Here is a 17,466-nt window from a genome sequence, read left to right as displayed (position 1 = left end):
ACCCCGCGCCTCAAACGCCGGCGGGGCTGATGTCAGCCCGCGCGGCGTGTGAGCGCACGGGGTGGGGGAACGGCTCCGCGCAGCGGTGGGGCGGCGCCGGTCACGGTTTCGCGGCGGCTCCGGACGCGGCGGGAGCCGGCTTCGGGGTCCCGGACGCGGCGGGGGCCGCCGGTGACCCCGACGCCGCGGGGGCCGGCTTCGGGGACTCGGACGCCGCGGCAGCGGAGGGGCTCGGCGACGGCGACGCCGTCGGAAGCTCCACCGGTACCCACGGGACGCGCGGCTGCATGTTCTCCGGCCCGCCCGGCGGCGGCTGCCCGATGGCCGCCAGCGCCTCCTTCGCCAGCGGGGCGCGGACCGGCGAGAACACCGGGTTCGTCCGCATGGCCTCCTGCAGGTGCCGCCGGGCCCCCGCCTCGTCCCCGACGCCCTGCTCGATCACCGCCAGGTGGTACGCGAAGTCCGCGCTCCGCATCCCGCGGTCCGTGGCCTTCTTCGCGTACTCCAGGGCCGCCGCGTCGTCGCCGCTGCGGTGCAGCGCCCACCCCAGCGCATCGGCGACCTGCATGCTCTTGTGCCGCGTCCATTCCTTCCGCAGCCGCTGCACCGCCGCCGCCGGATCCGCGTGGTCCGCCTCGTACAGGCCGAGGACCACCTCCTCGTTCACGCCCTGCGCCGTCCCCCGCGCCGCCGTGGTCCGCAGCAGCCCGTACGCCGCCCGCGCCTCCTCCCGGCGCCCCAGCGACTCCAGCAGCTCGCCCAGCTCCAGCGCCAGCCGCGGCACCGGAGCGCGCCCCAGCGCCATCCGGTAGTCGCGCACCGCCTCCCCGCTCCGGCCGAGCCCCGCCAGCGCCCGGGCCCGTCCGCCCAGCGCCTCCGCCTGCGCCGGGTCCGTGCGCAGTGCGCCCTCGTACTGGCGCAGCGCCTCCGCCGGGTCGCCGCGCTCCCACGCCAGCTCCCCGATCCGGTACAGCACGTACGCCTTCTCCGCCGGCGACTTGGCCGCGCCCGCCGCGCTCTCCACCGCCATCGCGGCGTCCTCGCGCCAGCCGCGGTCCCGGTAGACCTGCGAGGCCCGCAGGTACGCCGCCGGCCCGGGCCGCAGGTCCACCAGCCGCTCCATGGCCTTCTCGGCGGCCTTGTAGTCACCGAGCCCCGTGTACGCGTCCACCAGCACCGGGTAGGCCACCCACTGCTTCGGCCCCTGCGCCCGTACGAGCTCGCCCCACTTGCGGGCCGTCGCGAAGTCGCCCCGGGCGTTGGCCAGCGCGCCCATGCCCGTCATCGCGTCGAAGTTGCCCTTCTCCGCCGGGTGCAGCTCCAGCGAGCGCTTCAGCGCCTTCTCCGCCTTCGGGTACCAGCCCGGGTCCGCCGTGCGGCGCCCCTGCTCCAGGTACGCCGCCCCCAGCACCGCCCACGACGCGTCGTCGCGCGGATGGGCCTGGAGCCACTTCTCCCGGTCCGCGACCAGCGCCGTCAGGTCCACCGCGGAGGCCGGGGCGCCCATGCCGACCGCCGAGGCGGCCCGCTCCATCGGTCCCGGCGGGCGGGCGTCGTCCGCCGGGCGGGCCGGCCGGACCAGCAGGGCCCCGGCGATCAGGACCACCGCGACCGCGGCCGCCACGACCGTCTTGCGGCCGGTGAACGTCACGGGCGGCGCGGGCTGCTGCGCTTCCTCCTCGATACGGTCCATGCGGTTCACTGTGCGTCAATATGAATGGCCCGCCGAGGTGTCCGAAGCCCGCCGCGGCCGTGTTCACACCGATGGCCCCGGCTGCCACGCTGAGCCCATGGATCTCATGGTTGACGAGCCGACCGCACGTCTGCGCGCGAGCCTCCTCGAAGGGCTCCCCGCCGAGGCCCTCCTCACCGACCCCGAGGTGACCTCCTCCTACGCCACCGACATGGCCGCGTTCTGCCCCGCCGGCACCCCGGCGGCCGTGGTCCTGCCCCGTACCGTCGAACAGGTGCAGCACGTCCTGCGCACCGCCACCGCCCTACGCGTCCCCGTCGTCCCGCAGGGCGCCCGCACCGGCCTGTCCGGCGCCGCCAACGCCTCCGACGGCTGCATCGTGCTCTCCCTGGTCAGGATGGACCGCATCCTCGAGGTCAACACGATCGACCGGATCGCCGTCGTCGAACCGGGCGTCGTCAACGCCGTGCTCTCGCGGGCCGTCGCCGAACAGGGCCTGTACTACCCGCCCGACCCCTCCAGCTGGGAGCAGTGCACCATCGGCGGCAACATCGGCACCGCCTCCGGCGGCCTGTGCTGCGTCAAGTACGGGGTCACCGCCGAATACGTGCTCGGCCTCGACGTCGTGCTCTCCGACGGGCGGCTGCTGCGCACCGGCCGCCGCACCGCCAAGGGCGTCGCCGGATACGACCTCACCCGCCTCTTCGTCGGTTCCGAGGGCAGCCTCGGCGTCGTCGTCCGCGCCGTCCTCGCGCTGAAGCCCGCCCCGCCCCGGCAGCTCGCGCTGGCCGCCGAGTTCCCCTCCGCCGCGGCCGCCTGCGCGGCCGTCTGCGCCGTCATGGAGGCCGGCCTGACGCCCTCCCTGCTGGAGCTGATGGACCGCACCACCGTCCGCGCCGTCAACGCCCTCGGCAGGATGGGCCTGCCCGAGACCACCGAGGCCCTGCTCCTGGCCGCCTTCGACACCCCGCACGCGCCCGACGAGCTCGCCGCCGTGGCGCAGCTGTGCACCGCGGCCGGCGCCACCGCCGTGGTTCCCGCCGAGGACGAGGCGGAGTCCGAACTGCTGCTCCGGGCGCGCCGGATGTCCCTGACCGCCCTGGACTCCCTGCGGCCCGCCACGATGATCGACGACGTCTGCGTACCGCGCTCCCGGCTCGCCGAGATGCTCGACGGGACCGCCGCCATCGCCCGCGCCCACGACCTCCTCATCGGCGTCTGCGCGCACGCCGGTGACGGCAACACCCACCCCGTGGTCTGCTTCGACCCCGCGGACAAGGACGAGACGCGGCGGGCCCGCGCATCCTTCGACGCGATCATGGCGCTCGGCCTCTCCCTCGGCGGGACCATCACCGGCGAACACGGCGTCGGCGTCCTGAAGAAGGAGTGGCTCGCCCGGGAACTGGGGCCGGTGGGGCTCCAGATGCAGCAGGCGGTCAAGCAGGCGTTCGACCCGCTGGGCCTGCTCAACCCCGGCAAACTCTTCTGACCCGCCCCCCTCGGGCCGTCCGGGGCGCACCGGGCGCACGGGCTGCCCCGGTCCCGCGGGGCGCGCCGGGCGTGCGGGCTGCCCCGGGCGTATGGGATCGACCAGGCGCATGTGCCCGCGCACGCCGCGCTTCACCGGACCCCGCATCACAGGTCACCGCCGTCCGCCGACTCGTCCGAGGGCCACGGGTCGCGCATCCACAGCTCGTCGGCCGGGGTCGGGGCGAGCAGTACCGCCAGGGCGGCGTCCAGGCCCAGCCGTTCCGCCTCCGTGCCGGGCGGGACCACGCGCAGGGTCCGCTCCAGCCACGCCGACACCGCGCCGGCCGGCGCCTGCAGCAGGGCGTCGCCGTCGGGCGAGCTGAGCGCCATGCACAGCACCGCCTTGTCCTCCGCCTTCGCGGGCCAGACGCGCACGTCGCCGTGCCCGCACGGGCGGAACACCCCCTCCACCAGCAGCTCGCGGGCGAAGGTCCAGTCGACCGGCGTGCTGGAGCCGGTGTGGAAGGTGATGTGGACGGCGTACGGGTCCTCGGTGAGGTAGGCCAGCCGGGCCGGTACCGGGACGCTGCGCTCGGGTGACAGGACCAGTCGGAGTTCGAGCTCGCGCTCGATGACGGGGTGGTGCATCGCGGCCTCGCTTCGTTCGGCGTACGGGGCCGGCGTGTGGCCCCGCACTTGCAGAGAGCGTCGATGTGCCCGGGTATGACGCGACTTCGCGCACCGGACCGCGGATTGGCGGAAATCTTTCTGCTGGCCGAAAACCGCCCTGACGGGCGACGTTCGCCCGAAGGCTTGGATTCTCCCGTTACCCGACCGGTCGGGCCGCGGTTCTTGGCTATGGTCCTGCCCTTGCACAAGCCTCAAGCCACGATCGGAGTTGGGGACATGACGGCCTCCCCTGGTGACGGCGAGCACGCGGCCCGCGAGGGCTACTACCCCGATCCGTCCATCCCCGGCTACGTCCGGTACTGGAACGGCCTGTCCTGGGTGCCGGGTACGAGCCGCCCCGCCCCGGCGGCCGACGAGACGGGCCCGGTGTTCCTGGACGACACCTCCCTGACCGAGGCGCTGTCCGACTCCGGTCCCCGGCCCGCGCCCCGCCCGGTGCCCGTGCCCGCACCCGTGCCCGCCCCGGCGCCCGCCCCCGTCCCCGTGCCGGCCCCCGCTCCCGCCGAGGCGCCCGCTCCCGCGGCCGCCTGGCAGGCCGACCCGCTGCACCAGTCCGGCTTCGGCGGCCCGCACGACCGCCGCGTCTCCTGGGGCAGCCGCCCCGAGCCCGAGCCGGAGCCCGGTCCCGGGCACGCGCCCGCCCGTTCGGCCGGGGTCTCCCCGGGCCGCGGACCGCGCCCCGAGCCGCTGGAGCGGGCCGACCGGCCGGACCTGGCCGACGTGGCCGAGCCGGTGGACTTCGCGGACGCCGCCGACGCGATCGGGCGCCGGGCGGGGGTGTCGTTCGCCCGGACCCCGGCCGCCGCCGCGGCCGGCCGCCCCGGGGCCGAGCCGATGGGCATCCTGTCGGCCCGCTCCCCGGCGGCCCTCACCCAGGCCCCCGCCACCGCCCCCGCCCCGCCCCCGGCCTCCGGCCCCGACACCGCCTGGCCCACCGCCCCCGGAGGCGGCCCCGCGTCCGGACTCACCTCCTCCTGGCCCGAGGCCACCCCCCGCCGGACCCCGCCCGCCCCCCGCCCCGAGCCCGACTGGGAACCGCGCACCACGCCCCGCCGCGACCCGGTCTGGGACGCCGAGCCCCCCGCGGGCCCCGCGTGGCAGCCCGGCACGGACCGCCGGGAGGCCCCCGACCCCGAGCCCGCCTGGGAGCCCCGTACCCCGGTGGCCGAGGAGCCCGAGACGCCCCGCGGTTCGGGCTGGGAGCCGCGTTCCGCCCGCCCCGCGGCCCCGGCGGCCGACCGCGCGCCCCAGGGCCCCCAGCGAGCCGGCACGGCCGCGCAGCCGCAGCCGCAGCCGCAGCCGCAGTCACCGGCACCGGCCGAGCCCTGCACGGCCCGCCCGGAGCCCGCCGCCGCCCCGGCCCCCGGCCCGCGGCAGGCCCCCGGCAGCACGGCGGCACCGGCCGCCCGGGCGGCCGCGGCGCCCCACCGCCCCACGGACCGCTCGGTGTTCGAGGACATGGCCGAGCGGGCCGTGCGCCCCTCCGGCCTGCTGCGGCGTGCCGTGGCCCGGTCCCTGGACACCGTCGTCTACTACGCCGTCGCCGCAGCGGCCGCCTGGCCCCTCGTCCCCGCGGCCACGGACCACCTGCGGGCCAAGGTGGACGCCGCCCGCGGCACCGGCCGCGTCACCACCGTCTGGCTGTTCGACACCACCATGGCCGGGTACCTCGGCGTGGTGGTGGGCGCCGTCCTGCTCTTCGGGGTGTTCTACGAGGTGCTGCCCACCGTCCGCTGGGGCCGGACCCCGGGCAAGTGGCTGCTGCGCGTGCGGGTCCTGACCGGCTCGGGCCTGCGCCCGCCCCGCTTCGGCGCGGCACTGCGCCGCTGGCTGGTGTACTGGCTCCTCGGCCCCTTCGCCGCGTTCTGGTGCCTCGTGGACCGCCCGCGCCGCAGGGGCTGGCACGACAGAGCAGCCGGGACGTACGTGTCCCGCTGAGGCGCCCCCGGCGGCGCCCGGCCCGGCCGGCTCCCCCCGAACGGACGCCGTCCCGTTGCGGGGTGGGCAGGGCCGGGTTCGACTCGGGCCATGAGCACCGACCAGCCGCCGGGCCCGCCGCCCGAGGACGACCCGTTCCTCAAGAAGCCCCACGACCCCGCACCCCCCTCGGGCGGCTCGCCCTACGGCCCGCCGCCCCCCGGCGGGCCCCCGCCCCCGCAAGGCCCGTACGGCGGCGGGGCGGGCGGCGCCGGCGGCGGCTACCCGCCCCCGCCCCCGGGAGGCCCGTACGGCGGCGGCCCGCACGGCGGCGATCCCTACGGCATGCCCGACCCGCTCGCCGGCATGCCCCCGCTCGCCCCGTTCGGCAAGCGGCTCGGGGCCCGGGTCCTCGACGTGCTCCTCGTGCTGGTCCCGCTCTTCCTCATCCAGCTGGCCTTCGGCACCAACCGGTACGTGGTCGAGACGAACAAGGGGGAGGACATCAGCGAGGTCCTCACCAAGTCGTACAGCGGCCGGGGCCTGGCCATGACCCTGATCTCGGTCGTGGCGTACATCGGCTACGACTGGTGGCTGACGCACAAGGACGGCAGGACCGTCGGCAAGAAGGCGCTCGGCCTGCGCGTGGCGATGCTCAACGACGGCAGCGTCCCGCCCTCCGGCGCGGCCTTCGCCCGCGCCGCGGTGCTGTGGCTGCCGACCCTGGTGTGCTGCGCCTGCCTGTGGCCGCTGGCGCTCATCGTGTCGATGCTCGTGGACAAGCCGTACAAGCAGGCCCTGCACGACAAGGTGGCGAAGACGGTGGTGGTCACCGTCGCCTGAGGCCGAGAGGCGCGGGGCCCGCAGGCTCAGTGGTGCACCGGCTGTTCGGAGGCGGCCGTCCGGGATCCGGGCACCCGGACGGCCGCAGCCGTGTCCGAGGGGGCCGCGCCGGGCGTGACTTCGGTAACATCCGCCGCTCCGGATCCGGCCGGGGCGCCCGCCTGCGCGGGGGCCTCGTGCCGGCCCCGGCGGCGCGGCGCGGCCGCGGTGAGCGCGACGAGCAGGCCGAGCGCGAGGGCGGCCGTGGTGATGACCGCGACCCCGAGCCCGGTGCGCGTCTGCGAGAGCAGCAGCATGGCGATCGTCGAGGCGACGACGGCGGCGGACCCGTAGAGGAACTGGGCGGCGGTGGGGCGCGGCATGGCGGTGTCCGTCCTCAAGGCGGCGGGCGGGCGGTCTGCTCAAGTCGCTCGCGCGGCAGGCGACTCTACGACGGGGGATGCCCGGGTGCAGCAGCCGGTAAGCGTGACCTGACCCACGGTGCCCGGAGCGCGGGGGGCGCACGGGTTCATGACCCCGTCTCACATGGCGGTCGGGAACCCCCCCTTCGTCCCTTATCGCCGGGGATCGTCCGGATAGCGGAACTGCCTGACCGCATAATGCAGTTGTAAGGAAGAAGTCAAGGTCTGTCTTTTCTTTAGACTCTCCGGTCAAATGTCGTCACTTGAGACGCGCGCCGCGCGGAACCCCCCACCCTTTCGGAGACGTTCCGACCTGTGTCGCGGCCGCGGGAGGGGAACGACATCAAGTGACCAGCATGTCCAACCGCCGGCGAGCACTGCGCACCGCAGCCATCGGCGTGACCCTGGCCGCCACCGCGGCATCCGGCGCCTTCTTCGCCGTCACCGCCCAGGCCAACGGTGCTGCTGCCGGCGTCCCGGCCGCCGAGAAGCAGGACCCGACCTCTCCGGCCAAGGAGCAGGTCCAGCACAACCTGAAGGGCCCCTTCAGCGACCAGCAGGCCCAGGCCCGTGAAGCTGCCCTCGACCAGGTGCTGAGCGGCAAGAAGAACGTCGAGCAGCGGGGCGCCTCCAAGGTCGTCAAGCTCGACGACAAGAAGTACGTCGAGCTCGGCCGCGAGAAGACCGACAAGATCTTCACGATCCTCGTCGAGTTCGGCGACCAGGTCGACAACTCGACCATGTTCGACCCGGACGGCCCGGAGGGCCCCAAGCCCCCGGTCCCGAAGTACGGCGGCACGCCCGGCCCGCTGCACAACACGATCGCGCAGCCCGACCGCGCGAACAACAACAGCACCGCGTGGCGCAAGGACTTCAGCCGCGACTACTTCCAGGACCTGTACTTCGGTACCGGCCAGGGCAAGAACTCGCTGAAGACCTACTACGAGAAGACCTCCTCGGGCCGCTACTCGGTCGACGGCGAGGTCGCCGACTGGGTCAAGATCCCGTACAACGAGGCCCGCTACGGCTCGAACTACTGCGGCCAGACCAACTGCTCCAACGTGTGGGACACCGTCCGCGACGGCGTCAACGCGTGGGTCGACGCCCAGAAGAAGGCCGGCAAGACCGACGAGCAGATCAAGGCGCAGCTGTCCCAGTACGACCAGTGGGACCGCTACGACTACGACGGCGACGGCAACTTCAACGAGCCCGACGGCTACATCGACCACTTCCAGATCGTCCACGCGGGCGAGGACGAGTCGGCCGGCGGCGGTGTCCAGGGCCACGACGCGCTGTGGGCGCACCGCTGGTACGCGTACGGCACCAACACGGGCAAGACCGGCCCGGCGAACAACAAGGCCGGCGGCACCCAGATCGGCGACACCGGCATCTGGGTCGGCGACTACACGATGCAGCCGGAGAACGGCGGCCTCGGCGTCTTCGCCCACGAGTACGGCCACGACCTCGGCCTGCCGGACCTGTACGACACCACCGGCGGCGGCGAGAACTCGGTCGGCTTCTGGTCCCTGATGTCGGCCGGCTCCTGGCTCGGCGAGGGCAAGGACTCCATAGGCGACCTCCCGGGCGACATGACCGCCTGGGACAAGCTGCAGCTGGGCTGGCTGAACTACGACACGGCCAAGGCCGCGACGAAGTCCACCCACAAGCTCGGTGTCTCGGAGTACAACACCAAGGACAAGCAGGCCCTGCTCGTCGAGCTGCCGAAGAAGCAGGTCAAGACCGACGTCACCACCCCCGCCGAGGGCTCCTCGCAGTGGTGGAGCGGCATGGGTGACGACCTGAAGAACACCCTGACCCGCTCGGTCGACCTGACCGGCAAGAAGTCCGCCGCCCTGTCCCTGAAGGGCTGGTGGGACATCGAGAAGGACTACGACTTCCTCTACACCGAGGTGTCCACCGACGGCGGCGCCACCTGGACCGCCCTGGCCGGTACCGCGAACGGCAAGGCCATCCCGCTCGACGCCGCGGGCTCCCCGGCGCTGACCGACGTCTCCGGCGGCTGGCAGGACCTGAACTTCCCGCTGGACGCCTACGCCGGCAAGAAGGTCGACCTGCGCTTCCGCTACCAGACGGACGGCGGCGCGGGCGGCAAGGGCTTCACCGCCGACGCGATCAAGCTGACCGCCGACGGCTCCGCGCTGTTCACCGACGGCGCCGAGAACGGCGACAACGGCTGGACCGGCAAGGGCTTCTCCCGCATCGGCGCCGGCTTCACCAAGGAGTACGAGCAGTACTACATCGCGGAGAACCGCCGCTACGTGTCGTACGACTCCACCCTGAAGGTCGGCCCGTACAACTTCGGCTGGGCCAACACCCGCCCGGGCTGGGTCGAGCACTACCCGTACCAGGACGGCCTGCTGATCTGGCTGTGGGACAAGTCCCAGAAGGACAACAACACGAGCGTGCACCCCGGCTCGGGTCTGATCCTGCCGATCGACGCCAACGCCAAGCCCATGAAGTGGGCGGACGGCACCCTGCTGCGCAACAAGATCCAGCCGTACGACGCGCCGTTCAGCGCGTACTCGACGGACGCGTTCACGCTGCACAACAAGGGCGAGTCGCTGTTCCTGAAGCCGAAGCCCGCCAACCTGGTCTTCGACGACCACAAGGGCAAGTACTACTACGACGAGAACCCGACCGGTTCGGTGAAGGTTTCCGACACCAACACCAAGATCAAGATCGCGAAGGAGACCTACGACGGTCTCCAGATGACGGTCGAGGTCGGCCCCTCCTCGAAGTAACCCGGTAAAACCGCAGGTCACAGCATGATCGGCCGTCGCCCCCTAGCGGGCGGCGGCCGATCGCGTTTAGATGCGAAGCGACCTGTGTCGACCGCCCTTATTGACGTCCAGCTGACGGGGGAGACGTACAGCATGCCTGCCGGAGGTTTCACCAGGCTCCCGAACGGGAGCGTCGTCGTCGCGCTGACCCTGCCGAGACCGGGCGGGGGCGGCGACGGCGAGGGACCCGTGCGGGTCCTCGTCCACGCGGCGAACCGGGCCCGCGCCCTGACCAGGCTGCGGAACCTGGGCCTGCGCGCCGTGTACCTGCGCGGCAACACCGCGCCACCGACCCCGGACGAGGTCACCGCCGTCCTGCACCACCCCGACGGGCTGCTGTGGCGCGCCCTGCCGGACGCCGCGGGCGAGCTCTGGCACCCGATACGCGCCCTGCTGCGGGGCGCCTGAGGGCCCCGCCGGCGCCGCTAGGCGGTGCGGACCACCGGGGTGCCCGTCAGCGCCACCCCGGCCTCCCGGAGCTCCTCCAGGGCCCGGGCGGTGGTGTGCGGGGCCACGCCCGCGGTGAGGTCCAGCAGGACGCGGGTGCGCAGGCCGGCGCGGGCCGCGTCCAGGGCGGTGGCCCGCACGCAGTGGTCGGTGGCGATGCCGACCACGTCGACCTCGGTGACGCCGCGCTCGCGCAGCCACTCCGCCAGGCCCGTGCCGTTCTCGTCGGCGCCCTCGAAGCCGCTGTACGCCGCCTCGTACGCCCCCTTGTCGAACACGGCGGCGACCGCGCCGGAGGCGACGGCGGGGGCGAAGTTCGGGTGGAACCCGACGCCCTCGGTCCCGGCGACGCAGTGCACCGGCCAGGAGGTCTCGTAGTCCGGGGCGGCCGGGGGCCGGGCGAAGTGCGGCCCGGGGTCGACGTGGTGGTCTCGGGTGGCGACGACGTGGCGGTAGCCGGCGGTGGCGTTGCCGATCAGCTCGGTGATGGCGGCGGCGACGTCGGCGCCGCCGGTCACCGCCAGGCTGCCGCCCTCGCAGAAGTCGTTCTGTACGTCGACGACGATCAGTGCGCGGTGCATTTCGCGTGCCCTTCGGCTCGGGGTGTGGTGGTGCGGCGGCGGGCCCCTGCGGGGGGCTCTTCCCCCACCCCGCCCCTTCCCGAAACCGGGGGCTCCGCCCCCGGAACCCGCCCAACGCCGGCGGGGCTGGAATTGCCGCGCAGCGGCACAATCCAGCCCGCGCGGCGTTTGAGCGCACCGGGCGCGGAGCGCCCGGAAAAGGGGTCCGGGGCGTCAGCCCCGGTTTCGGGAAGGGGTGGGGAGGGGACTGGCTCCGCGCAGCGGCTCCGGCGGTGGCCGGCGGGCCGGCGAGGAGAAGCCGGCCCGGGCGCCCGCCGGAGGCTAGAGGTACTCGGTCGGGATCACGGCCTCGCCGCGCGACAGCTGCGTCGCGGAGAGCGGAAGCCCGGCCCGGGCCTCGCGGTGCCGCTCCCGCGCCGCCTCCAGCGGCTCCCGCGCCACCACCTCCCCCGCCTTGACCAGCTGGACCAGCAGCTGCCGGTCGGCAAGGGCGTTCGGGACCGGCCCGGTCCCGACCACCTCCGCCTCGGCGACCCCGTCGGCGTCCCGCCGCCGCGCCGCCCACTTGCGCCCCCCGACGGAGGTCTTCCCCCCGGTGGACTTCTTCGCCACCGGCACCAGCGGTGCCTTCGGATCCGCCGACTGCGCCCGCGCCACCAGCTTGTAGACCATCGAGCACGTCGGGTGCCCGCTGCCCGTCACCAGCTGCGTGCCGACCCCGTACGCGTCCACCGGCGCCGCCGCCAGCGAGGCGATCGCGTACTCGTCGAGGTCCGAGGTGACCACGATCTTCGTCCGCTCCGCCCCCAGCTCGTCCAGCTGCTGCCGCACCCGGTGCGCGACCAGCAGCAGGTCCCCGGAGTCGATCCGGACCGCGCCCAGCCCGGTCCCGGCGATCTCCACGGCGGTGCGCACCGCCTCCGCCACGTCGTACGTGTCCACCAGCAGGGTGGTCCCGCCGCCCAGCGAGGCCACCTGGGCGGTGAAGGCGTCCCGCTCGCTGTCGTGCAGCAGGGTGAAGGCGTGCGCACTGGTCCCGACGGTCGGGATCCCGTAGCGGAATCCGGCCGCCAGGTCCGAGGTGGAGGTGAAGCCGCCGACGTACGCGGCCCGCGAGGCGGCCACGGCGGCCAGCTCGTGGGTGCGCCGGGCGCCCATCTCGATCAGCGGCCGCTCCCCGGCGGCCGAGGCCATCCGGGACGCGGCGGCGGCGATCGCCGAGTCGTGGTTGAGGATCGACAGGATGACCGTCTCCAGCAGCACGCACTCGGCGAAGCTGCCCTCGACCCGCAGGATCGGCGAGCCGGGGAAGTAGACCTCGCCCTCGGGGTAGCCCCAGATGTCCCCCGAGAAGCGGTACGAGGAGAGCCAGTCCAGGGTCCGCATGTCGACGACGGCCCGCTCGCGCAGGAACTCCAGCACGGCGCCGTCGAAGCGGAAGTTCTCCACCGCGTCCAGGACGCGGCCGGTGCCGGCCACGACCCCGTAGCGCCGCCCCTCGGGCAGCCGCCGGGTGAACACCTCGAAGACCGAGCGGCGGTCGGCGGTGCCGTTCGCCAGGGCGGCCTGCAGCATCGTGAGCTCGTAATGATCCGTGAAGAGCGCTGTCGACGGCACGTCCACCGGCAGGCCCAGGTCCGCAGGGTTCATGCCACGGATGCTAGCGCACATCTCGTCAGAGTGACGAAATGTAGGGGCCTGTTTGTGCGACGGACCCGTCACAGTGGCAGCATGGGACAAGTGAGTGTTGCTCCCCTTGAGATCGAACGCACCGAGTCGGCCGAAGAGACCTCCGCGGTCCCCGAACCCGACGTTCCCTGGGTGACCCTGGTGCACAACGACCCGGTCAACCTCATGAGCTACGTGACGTACGTGTTCCAGGCGTACTTCGGCTACACGAAGGACAAGGCGCACAAGCTGATGCTCGACGTCCACCACAAGGGGCGGGCCGTCGTCTCCAGTGGCTCCCGCGAGGAAATGGAGCGCGACGTGCAGGCCATGCACGGCTACGGCCTGTGGGCGACGCTCTCCCAGGACCGCATGTGATGGGGCGCTCCGCGGCGATGTTCGAAGCCATCGACGGCGGCGGGGCCGCCATCGCGCTGGACGAGGTGGAGATCTCCATCCTGCGCTCCCTCGCCGTCAACCTCCTGGAGCTCATCGGACCGGGCGCGCCCGAGCCGGACGCCGACGCCGACCCGCTGGCCGTGCTGTTCGCCGAGGAGCACCAGGGCCCCACGGAGAAGCCCGCGGACCCCGCGCTCGCCCGGCTCTTCCCCGACGCCTACGGCGGCCCCGGCTCCGAGGACAAGGGCGTGGACCAGGCCGAGATCGCCGCCCGTTCGGCCGAATTCCGCCGGTTCACCGAGAACGACCTGCGGGCCCGCAAGCGGGACGACGCGCTCGCCGTCGTCCACAGCCTGAACGCGCTCACCCCCGGCGAGGACGGCTCGGCCGTGCTGGAGCTGACCGGCGAGCTCGCGCTGCGCTGGCTCGGCGCGCTCAACGACCTGCGCCTGACCATCGCCGCCCGCCTGGACATCACCGAGGACGACGAGAGCGCGCTGCTGTTCGGGCTCCCGGACGATGATCCGCGCAAGCCGATCTCGATGGCGTACGTGTGGCTCACCGGCCTGCAGGAAACCCTCATCGAGACGCTCTGACGCACCCGCTGTTCGCTCAGCGGACGCTCAAATCCGGATAACGATCAGATCACCGCCATGCGGTGATCTGACTCGTTTTAGCGGCCCATGTCCTGATTTGTATGTGATCTGTGCCACATGTGCGCCTCCTGGCCGGAGACCGGCCCGTGATAGATCTTCACGACCGCCGACGGGAACGCCACCCATGTCCCCGCGGCCTGCTTCAACCGGCTGACCGCCGGCGTGCAACTCCATCCGTATCCGGGGGGATCGAGGACCCGATCCGCAGCCATCGAAGGCGCGGGTCGGCGTGGAGAAAGGCGCACCAACACATGACCTCTGTGCAGGTCGAGCAGCACGACAAGGCACCCGGCGAGGGCGCCGGGGCCGAGGGTGGCGAGGGATACCACCGCACACTCGGCGCCCGCCAGATCCAGATGATCGCGATCGGCGGCGCCATCGGCACCGGCCTCTTCCTGGGCGCCGGCAAGGCGATCTCGAAGGCCGGGCCGAGCCTCATCCTGGCCTACGCCATCGCGGGCCTGGTCATCTTCTTCATCATGCGCGCCCTCGGCGAGCTGCTGATGTACCGCCCCGTGGCGGGCTCCTTCTCCGACTACGCCCGAGAGTTCCTCGGCCCGTTCTGGGGATACGCCACCGGCTGGACGTACTGGCTGTTCTGGGTCGTCACCGGCATCACCGAAGTGACCGCCGCCGCCAAGTACATGACGTACTGGACCCACGACGGCTTCCCGCAGTGGGCGTACGCGCTGATCTTCACGGTCGTCCTCTACGCCGCCAACCTGATCTCCGTGAAGCTCTTCGGCGAGCTGGAGTTCTGGTTCTCCATGGTCAAGGTCACCGCCATCGTCGGCATGATCCTGATCTGCGCCGGCATCCTCACCATCGGCTTCAGCGACGCCGCCGACGGCGCCACCTTCGCCAACCTGTGGAACGACCGCGGCTTCTTCCCCAACGGCATCGGCGAGACGCTGATGACCCTGCAGATCGTCGTCTTCGCCTTCCTCGCCGTCGAGCTCGTCGGCGTCACCGCCGGCGAGTCCAAGGACCCCGAGAAGACCCTGCCCAAGGCCATCAACACCGTGCCGTGGCGCATCGCCGTCTTCTACGTCGGCGCCCTCATCATGATCATGTCGGTCATCCCGTGGTCCAACTTCAAGGCCGGCGAGAGCCCCTTCGTCCTCGCCTTCGAGAAGATGGGCCTCGGCATCGGCGCCGCGATCGTCAACTTCGTGGTGCTGACCGCCGCCCTGTCCTCCTGCAACTCCGGCATGTACTCCACCGGCCGCATGCTGCGCGACCTCGCCCTCAACGGCCAGGGCCCGAAGGTCTTCACCAAGCTGACCAAGAGCGGCACCCCGCTGGTCGGCACCACCTTCTCCGCCGCCCTCATGCTCGTCGGCGTCTGGATCAACTACGTCGCCCCCGGCAAGGCCTTCGACTACGTCGTCTCCTTCGCCACCATCTCCGGCATGTGGGCCTGGATCGTCATCCTCGTCTGCCAGATCCGCTACCGCGCCAAGTCCGACCGCGGCGAACTGCCCGCCTCGAAGTTCAAGGCCCCCGGCTCGCCCTGGACCAGCTGGTTCGCGCTCGCCTTCATCGCCGTCGTCATCGTGATGATGGGCGTCGACGCCGACGCCCGCGTCTCGCTGTACTGCGCCCCCCTGTGGGCGCTGATCCTCGGCGTCTCGTACGCGGTCCTCAAGCGCCGCGACCCCGCCGGAGCCGCCTTCACCAAGGCCTCCTGAAGCCTGCGGGGCCGCGGACCCGGCCGGCCGTCACGGCCGCCGGCCGGGGCCCCGCGGACCGGCGTGTCCAGCATCCGGGCCCGTGCGTACCACACCTCGGTACGAACGGGCCCGTCTGCTTATCCTGTCGCTCATGCTGACCCTCACCCAGGCCCTCTACGACCAGATCGTCGCGCACGCCCGCAAGGACCACCCCGACGAGGCCTGCGGCATGGTCGCCGGCCCGGCCGGCACCGGTCGCCCCGAGCGGTTCATCCCCATGCTCAACGCGGCCCGCTCGCCCACGTTCTACGAGTTCGACTCCAAGGACCTGCTCAAGCTCTACCGCGAACTCGACGACCGGGACGAGGAGCCCGTGATCGTCTACCACTCGCACACCGCCACCGAGGCCTACCCCTCGCGCACCGACGTCTCCTACGCCGGCGAGCCCGGCGCCCACTACGTCCTCGTCTCCACCGCCGACACCGACGGCCTCGGCGAGTTCCAGTTCCGCTCGTACCGCATCGTCGACGGCGTGATCACCGAGGAAGAAGTGCAGGTCGTGGAAGCCTACTGACCAACATGCGAGCCGATGGCGTCCACGATGCGGGATCACACTCCATACGGGGGACCGGGAATCGTTAACATGACCGCATGGTTCCCCACGACGTGAGCATCGAGACGCCCGGCAGCCTGCTGCTCGTGGCCCGGCTGCACGTCGACCTGTGCCGCCTCGCCAGCAGCATCTGTCCTGCCGCCTGAGCACCACAGCACCCGCAGAGGGACCCCAGCCACCGCGGGGCACCCGGCGCCGCGCGCCCGCGCCGCAGACGCCCCGCCCGCCCCGCCCCGCCTGACACAACTGGAGCCTGCCATGGCCATCGAGGTCCGCATCCCCACCATCCTCCGCACCTACACCGACGGCGAGAAGGCCGTCAGCGGCGAGGGCGCCACGCTCTCCGAGCTCTTCGCGGACCTCGAGACCCGCCACAAGGGCATCGAGGAGCGCATCGTCGACGGCGGCAAGCTGCGCCGCTTCGTCAACGTCTACCTCAACGACGAGGACGTCCGCTTCCTGGACGGCATCGCCACCCCGCTCAAGGACGGCGACAGCGTCACCATCCTCCCCGCCGTCGCCGGCGGCGCTGCCTGATGCGGTACGACTCCCCGCTCGCCGCGGTCGGGAACACCCCGCTCGTCCGGCTGCCCAGGCTGTCGCCCTCCGAGGACGTCCGCATCTGGGCCAAGCTGGAAGACCGCAACCCGACCGGCTCGATCAAGGACCGCCCCGCGCTCCACATGGTCGAGCAGGCCGAGAAGGACGGCAGGCTCCAGCCGGGCTGCACCATCCTGGAACCCACCTCGGGCAACACCGGCATCTCCCTGGCGATGGCGGCGAAGCTCAAGGGCTACCGGATCGTGTGCGTCATGCCCGAGAACACGAGCCAGGAGCGCCGCGACCTTCTCACCATGTGGGGAGCCGAGATCATCTCCTCGCCGGCGGCGGGCGGATCGAACACCGCCGTCCGGGTGGCCAAGGAACTGGCGGCCGAGCACCCCGACTGGGTGATGCTCTACCAGTACGGCAACCCGGACAACGCCGGCGCCCACTACGCCACCACCGGCCCGGAGATCCTGCGCGACCTCCCGTCGATCACCCACTTCGTGGCGGGCCTGGGCACCACCGGCACCCTCATGGGCGTCGGCCGCTACCTGCGCGAACACGTCGACGGGGTCAAGATCGTCGCGGCCGAGCCCCGCTACGACGACCTCGTCTACGGCCTGCGCAACCTCGACGAGGGCTTCGTCCCCGAGCTGTACGACGCCTCCGTCCTGACCACCCGCTACTCGGTGGGCTCCGAGGACGCCGTCACCCGCACCCGCGAGCTGCTCCAGCAGGAGGGCATCTTCGCCGGCGTCTCCACCGGAGCCGCCCTCCACGCCGCGATCGGCGTCGGCCGCAAGGCCGTGGCCGCCGGAGAACAGGCCGACATCGTCTTCGTCGTGGCCGACGGCGGCTGGAAGTACCTCTCGACGGGCGTCTACACGGCCCCCACCACCGAGGAAGCCATCGCAGTCCTCCAGGGCCAACTCTGGGCCTGACCCCTTCCACCCCCGCCGACGCGCAAGGCGGGTCCCCGCCCCTTCCCGAAACCGGGGGCGGAAAATCCAGCCCGCGCGGCGTTTGAGCGCACCGGGCGCGAAGCGCCCGGAACCGGGTCCGGGCGGA

The 17,466-nt window shown here is 72.8% G+C and carries 17 protein-coding genes; 12 read left to right on the top strand and 5 right to left on the bottom strand.

From position 1 onward, the window contains the following. Positions 1 to 100: 100 nt before the first annotated feature. A complete protein-coding gene (locus tag AB0953_RS29050; RefSeq protein ID WP_366862544.1) occupies positions 101 to 1,693 on the bottom strand; it encodes a tetratricopeptide repeat protein in 1,593 nt (530 codons plus the stop codon). A 97-nt stretch (positions 1,694 to 1,790) separates the two neighbouring features. On the opposite strand from AB0953_RS29050, the gene AB0953_RS29045 reads away from it, so the two are divergent. Further along, positions 1,791 to 3,182, top strand: coding sequence for an FAD-linked oxidase C-terminal domain-containing protein (locus tag AB0953_RS29045; protein WP_366862543.1), 1,392 nt, complete (start codon positions 1,791 to 1,793; stop codon positions 3,180 to 3,182). Positions 3,183 to 3,328: 146 nt separating this feature from the next. On the opposite strand, the gene AB0953_RS29040 is transcribed toward AB0953_RS29045, so the two are convergent. Then, on the bottom strand, positions 3,329 to 3,811 hold the full coding sequence (locus tag AB0953_RS29040; RefSeq protein WP_366862611.1) for an SsgA family sporulation/cell division regulator: 483 nt from the start codon (positions 3,809 to 3,811) through the stop codon (positions 3,329 to 3,331). 258 nt (positions 3,812 to 4,069) lie between these two features. Between AB0953_RS29040 and AB0953_RS29035 the strand changes: the two genes are divergently transcribed. Both AB0953_RS29035 and AB0953_RS29030 read left to right on the top strand, forming a co-directional pair. Next, on the top strand, positions 4,070 to 5,791 hold the full coding sequence (locus AB0953_RS29035) for an RDD family protein (protein ID WP_366862542.1): 1,722 nt from the start codon (positions 4,070 to 4,072) through the stop codon (positions 5,789 to 5,791). Between the two features lie 90 nt (positions 5,792 to 5,881). Continuing rightward, complete coding sequence (locus AB0953_RS29030) at positions 5,882 to 6,613, top strand: RDD family protein (protein ID WP_366862541.1); 732 nt, start codon at positions 5,882 to 5,884, stop codon at positions 6,611 to 6,613. Between the two features lie 26 nt (positions 6,614 to 6,639). Here the strand turns inward: AB0953_RS29030 and AB0953_RS29025 are convergent, their stop codons facing one another. Beyond that, entirely contained in the window at positions 6,640 to 6,975 is a 336-nt protein-coding gene (locus tag AB0953_RS29025; protein ID WP_366862540.1) for a hypothetical protein, read from the bottom strand. Positions 6,976 to 7,370: 395 nt separating this feature from the next. Here AB0953_RS29025 and AB0953_RS29020 point away from each other — a divergent pair, with 395 nt between their 5' ends. Both AB0953_RS29020 and AB0953_RS29015 read left to right on the top strand, forming a co-directional pair. Then, positions 7,371 to 9,776, top strand: coding sequence for an immune inhibitor A domain-containing protein (locus AB0953_RS29020; RefSeq protein ID WP_366862610.1), 2,406 nt, complete (start codon positions 7,371 to 7,373; stop codon positions 9,774 to 9,776). Positions 9,777 to 9,908: 132 nt separating this feature from the next. Then, positions 9,909 to 10,223, top strand: coding sequence for a hypothetical protein (locus tag AB0953_RS29015; protein WP_366862539.1), 315 nt, complete (start codon positions 9,909 to 9,911; stop codon positions 10,221 to 10,223). A gap of 17 nt (positions 10,224 to 10,240) precedes the next feature. Here the strand turns inward: AB0953_RS29015 and AB0953_RS29010 are convergent, their stop codons facing one another. Continuing rightward, positions 10,241 to 10,843 carry a nicotinamidase gene (locus AB0953_RS29010; protein WP_366862538.1) on the bottom strand — a complete coding sequence of 201 codons (603 nt, stop codon included), beginning with the start codon at positions 10,841 to 10,843 and terminating at the stop codon, positions 10,241 to 10,243. Between the two features lie 321 nt (positions 10,844 to 11,164). Beyond that, the gene (locus tag AB0953_RS29005) at positions 11,165 to 12,493 is read right to left on the bottom strand and encodes a nicotinate phosphoribosyltransferase (protein WP_366862537.1); all 1,329 of its coding nucleotides are present in this window, start codon (positions 12,491 to 12,493) and stop codon (positions 11,165 to 11,167) included. An 81-nt stretch (positions 12,494 to 12,574) separates the two neighbouring features. On the opposite strand from AB0953_RS29005, the gene clpS reads away from it, so the two are divergent. The 7 genes from clpS (at position 12,575) to AB0953_RS28970 (ending at position 17,339) form a co-directional block, all read left to right on the top strand. Next, positions 12,575 to 12,889 carry an ATP-dependent Clp protease adapter ClpS gene (gene clpS, locus AB0953_RS29000; protein ID WP_366862536.1) on the top strand — a complete coding sequence of 105 codons (315 nt, stop codon included), beginning with the start codon at positions 12,575 to 12,577 and terminating at the stop codon, positions 12,887 to 12,889. Next, positions 12,889 to 13,506 carry a DUF2017 domain-containing protein gene (locus tag AB0953_RS28995; RefSeq protein WP_366862535.1) on the top strand — a complete coding sequence of 206 codons (618 nt, stop codon included), beginning with the start codon at positions 12,889 to 12,891 and terminating at the stop codon, positions 13,504 to 13,506. Before clpS ends, AB0953_RS28995 begins: the two co-directional genes overlap by 1 nt. A gap of 311 nt (positions 13,507 to 13,817) precedes the next feature. After that, a complete protein-coding gene (locus AB0953_RS28990) occupies positions 13,818 to 15,257 on the top strand; it encodes an amino acid permease (RefSeq protein WP_366862534.1) in 1,440 nt (479 codons plus the stop codon). Between the two features lie 133 nt (positions 15,258 to 15,390). Then, positions 15,391 to 15,813, top strand: coding sequence for a M67 family metallopeptidase (locus AB0953_RS28985; protein WP_362175325.1), 423 nt, complete (start codon positions 15,391 to 15,393; stop codon positions 15,811 to 15,813). Positions 15,814 to 15,890: 77 nt separating this feature from the next. After that, complete coding sequence (locus AB0953_RS28980; RefSeq protein WP_361920146.1) at positions 15,891 to 15,998, top strand: putative leader peptide; 108 nt, start codon at positions 15,891 to 15,893, stop codon at positions 15,996 to 15,998. Between the two features lie 112 nt (positions 15,999 to 16,110). Beyond that, complete coding sequence (locus AB0953_RS28975; protein ID WP_366862533.1) at positions 16,111 to 16,389, top strand: MoaD/ThiS family protein; 279 nt, start codon at positions 16,111 to 16,113, stop codon at positions 16,387 to 16,389. Then, positions 16,389 to 17,339: a cysteine synthase gene (locus AB0953_RS28970; RefSeq protein ID WP_366862532.1), complete on the top strand. Its 951-nt coding sequence runs from the start codon at positions 16,389 to 16,391 to the stop codon at positions 17,337 to 17,339. The genes AB0953_RS28975 and AB0953_RS28970 overlap by 1 nt, the downstream gene beginning before the upstream one ends. The last annotated feature ends 127 nt before the right edge of the window (positions 17,340 to 17,466 follow it).

The organism is Streptomyces sp. NPDC046866, assembly GCF_040704625.1.
GTDB lineage: Bacteria > Actinomycetota > Actinomycetes > Streptomycetales > Streptomycetaceae > Streptomyces.
The sequence above is the reverse complement of the archived record's forward strand: the minus strand, read 5'-3'. Positions and strand labels throughout refer to the sequence as shown.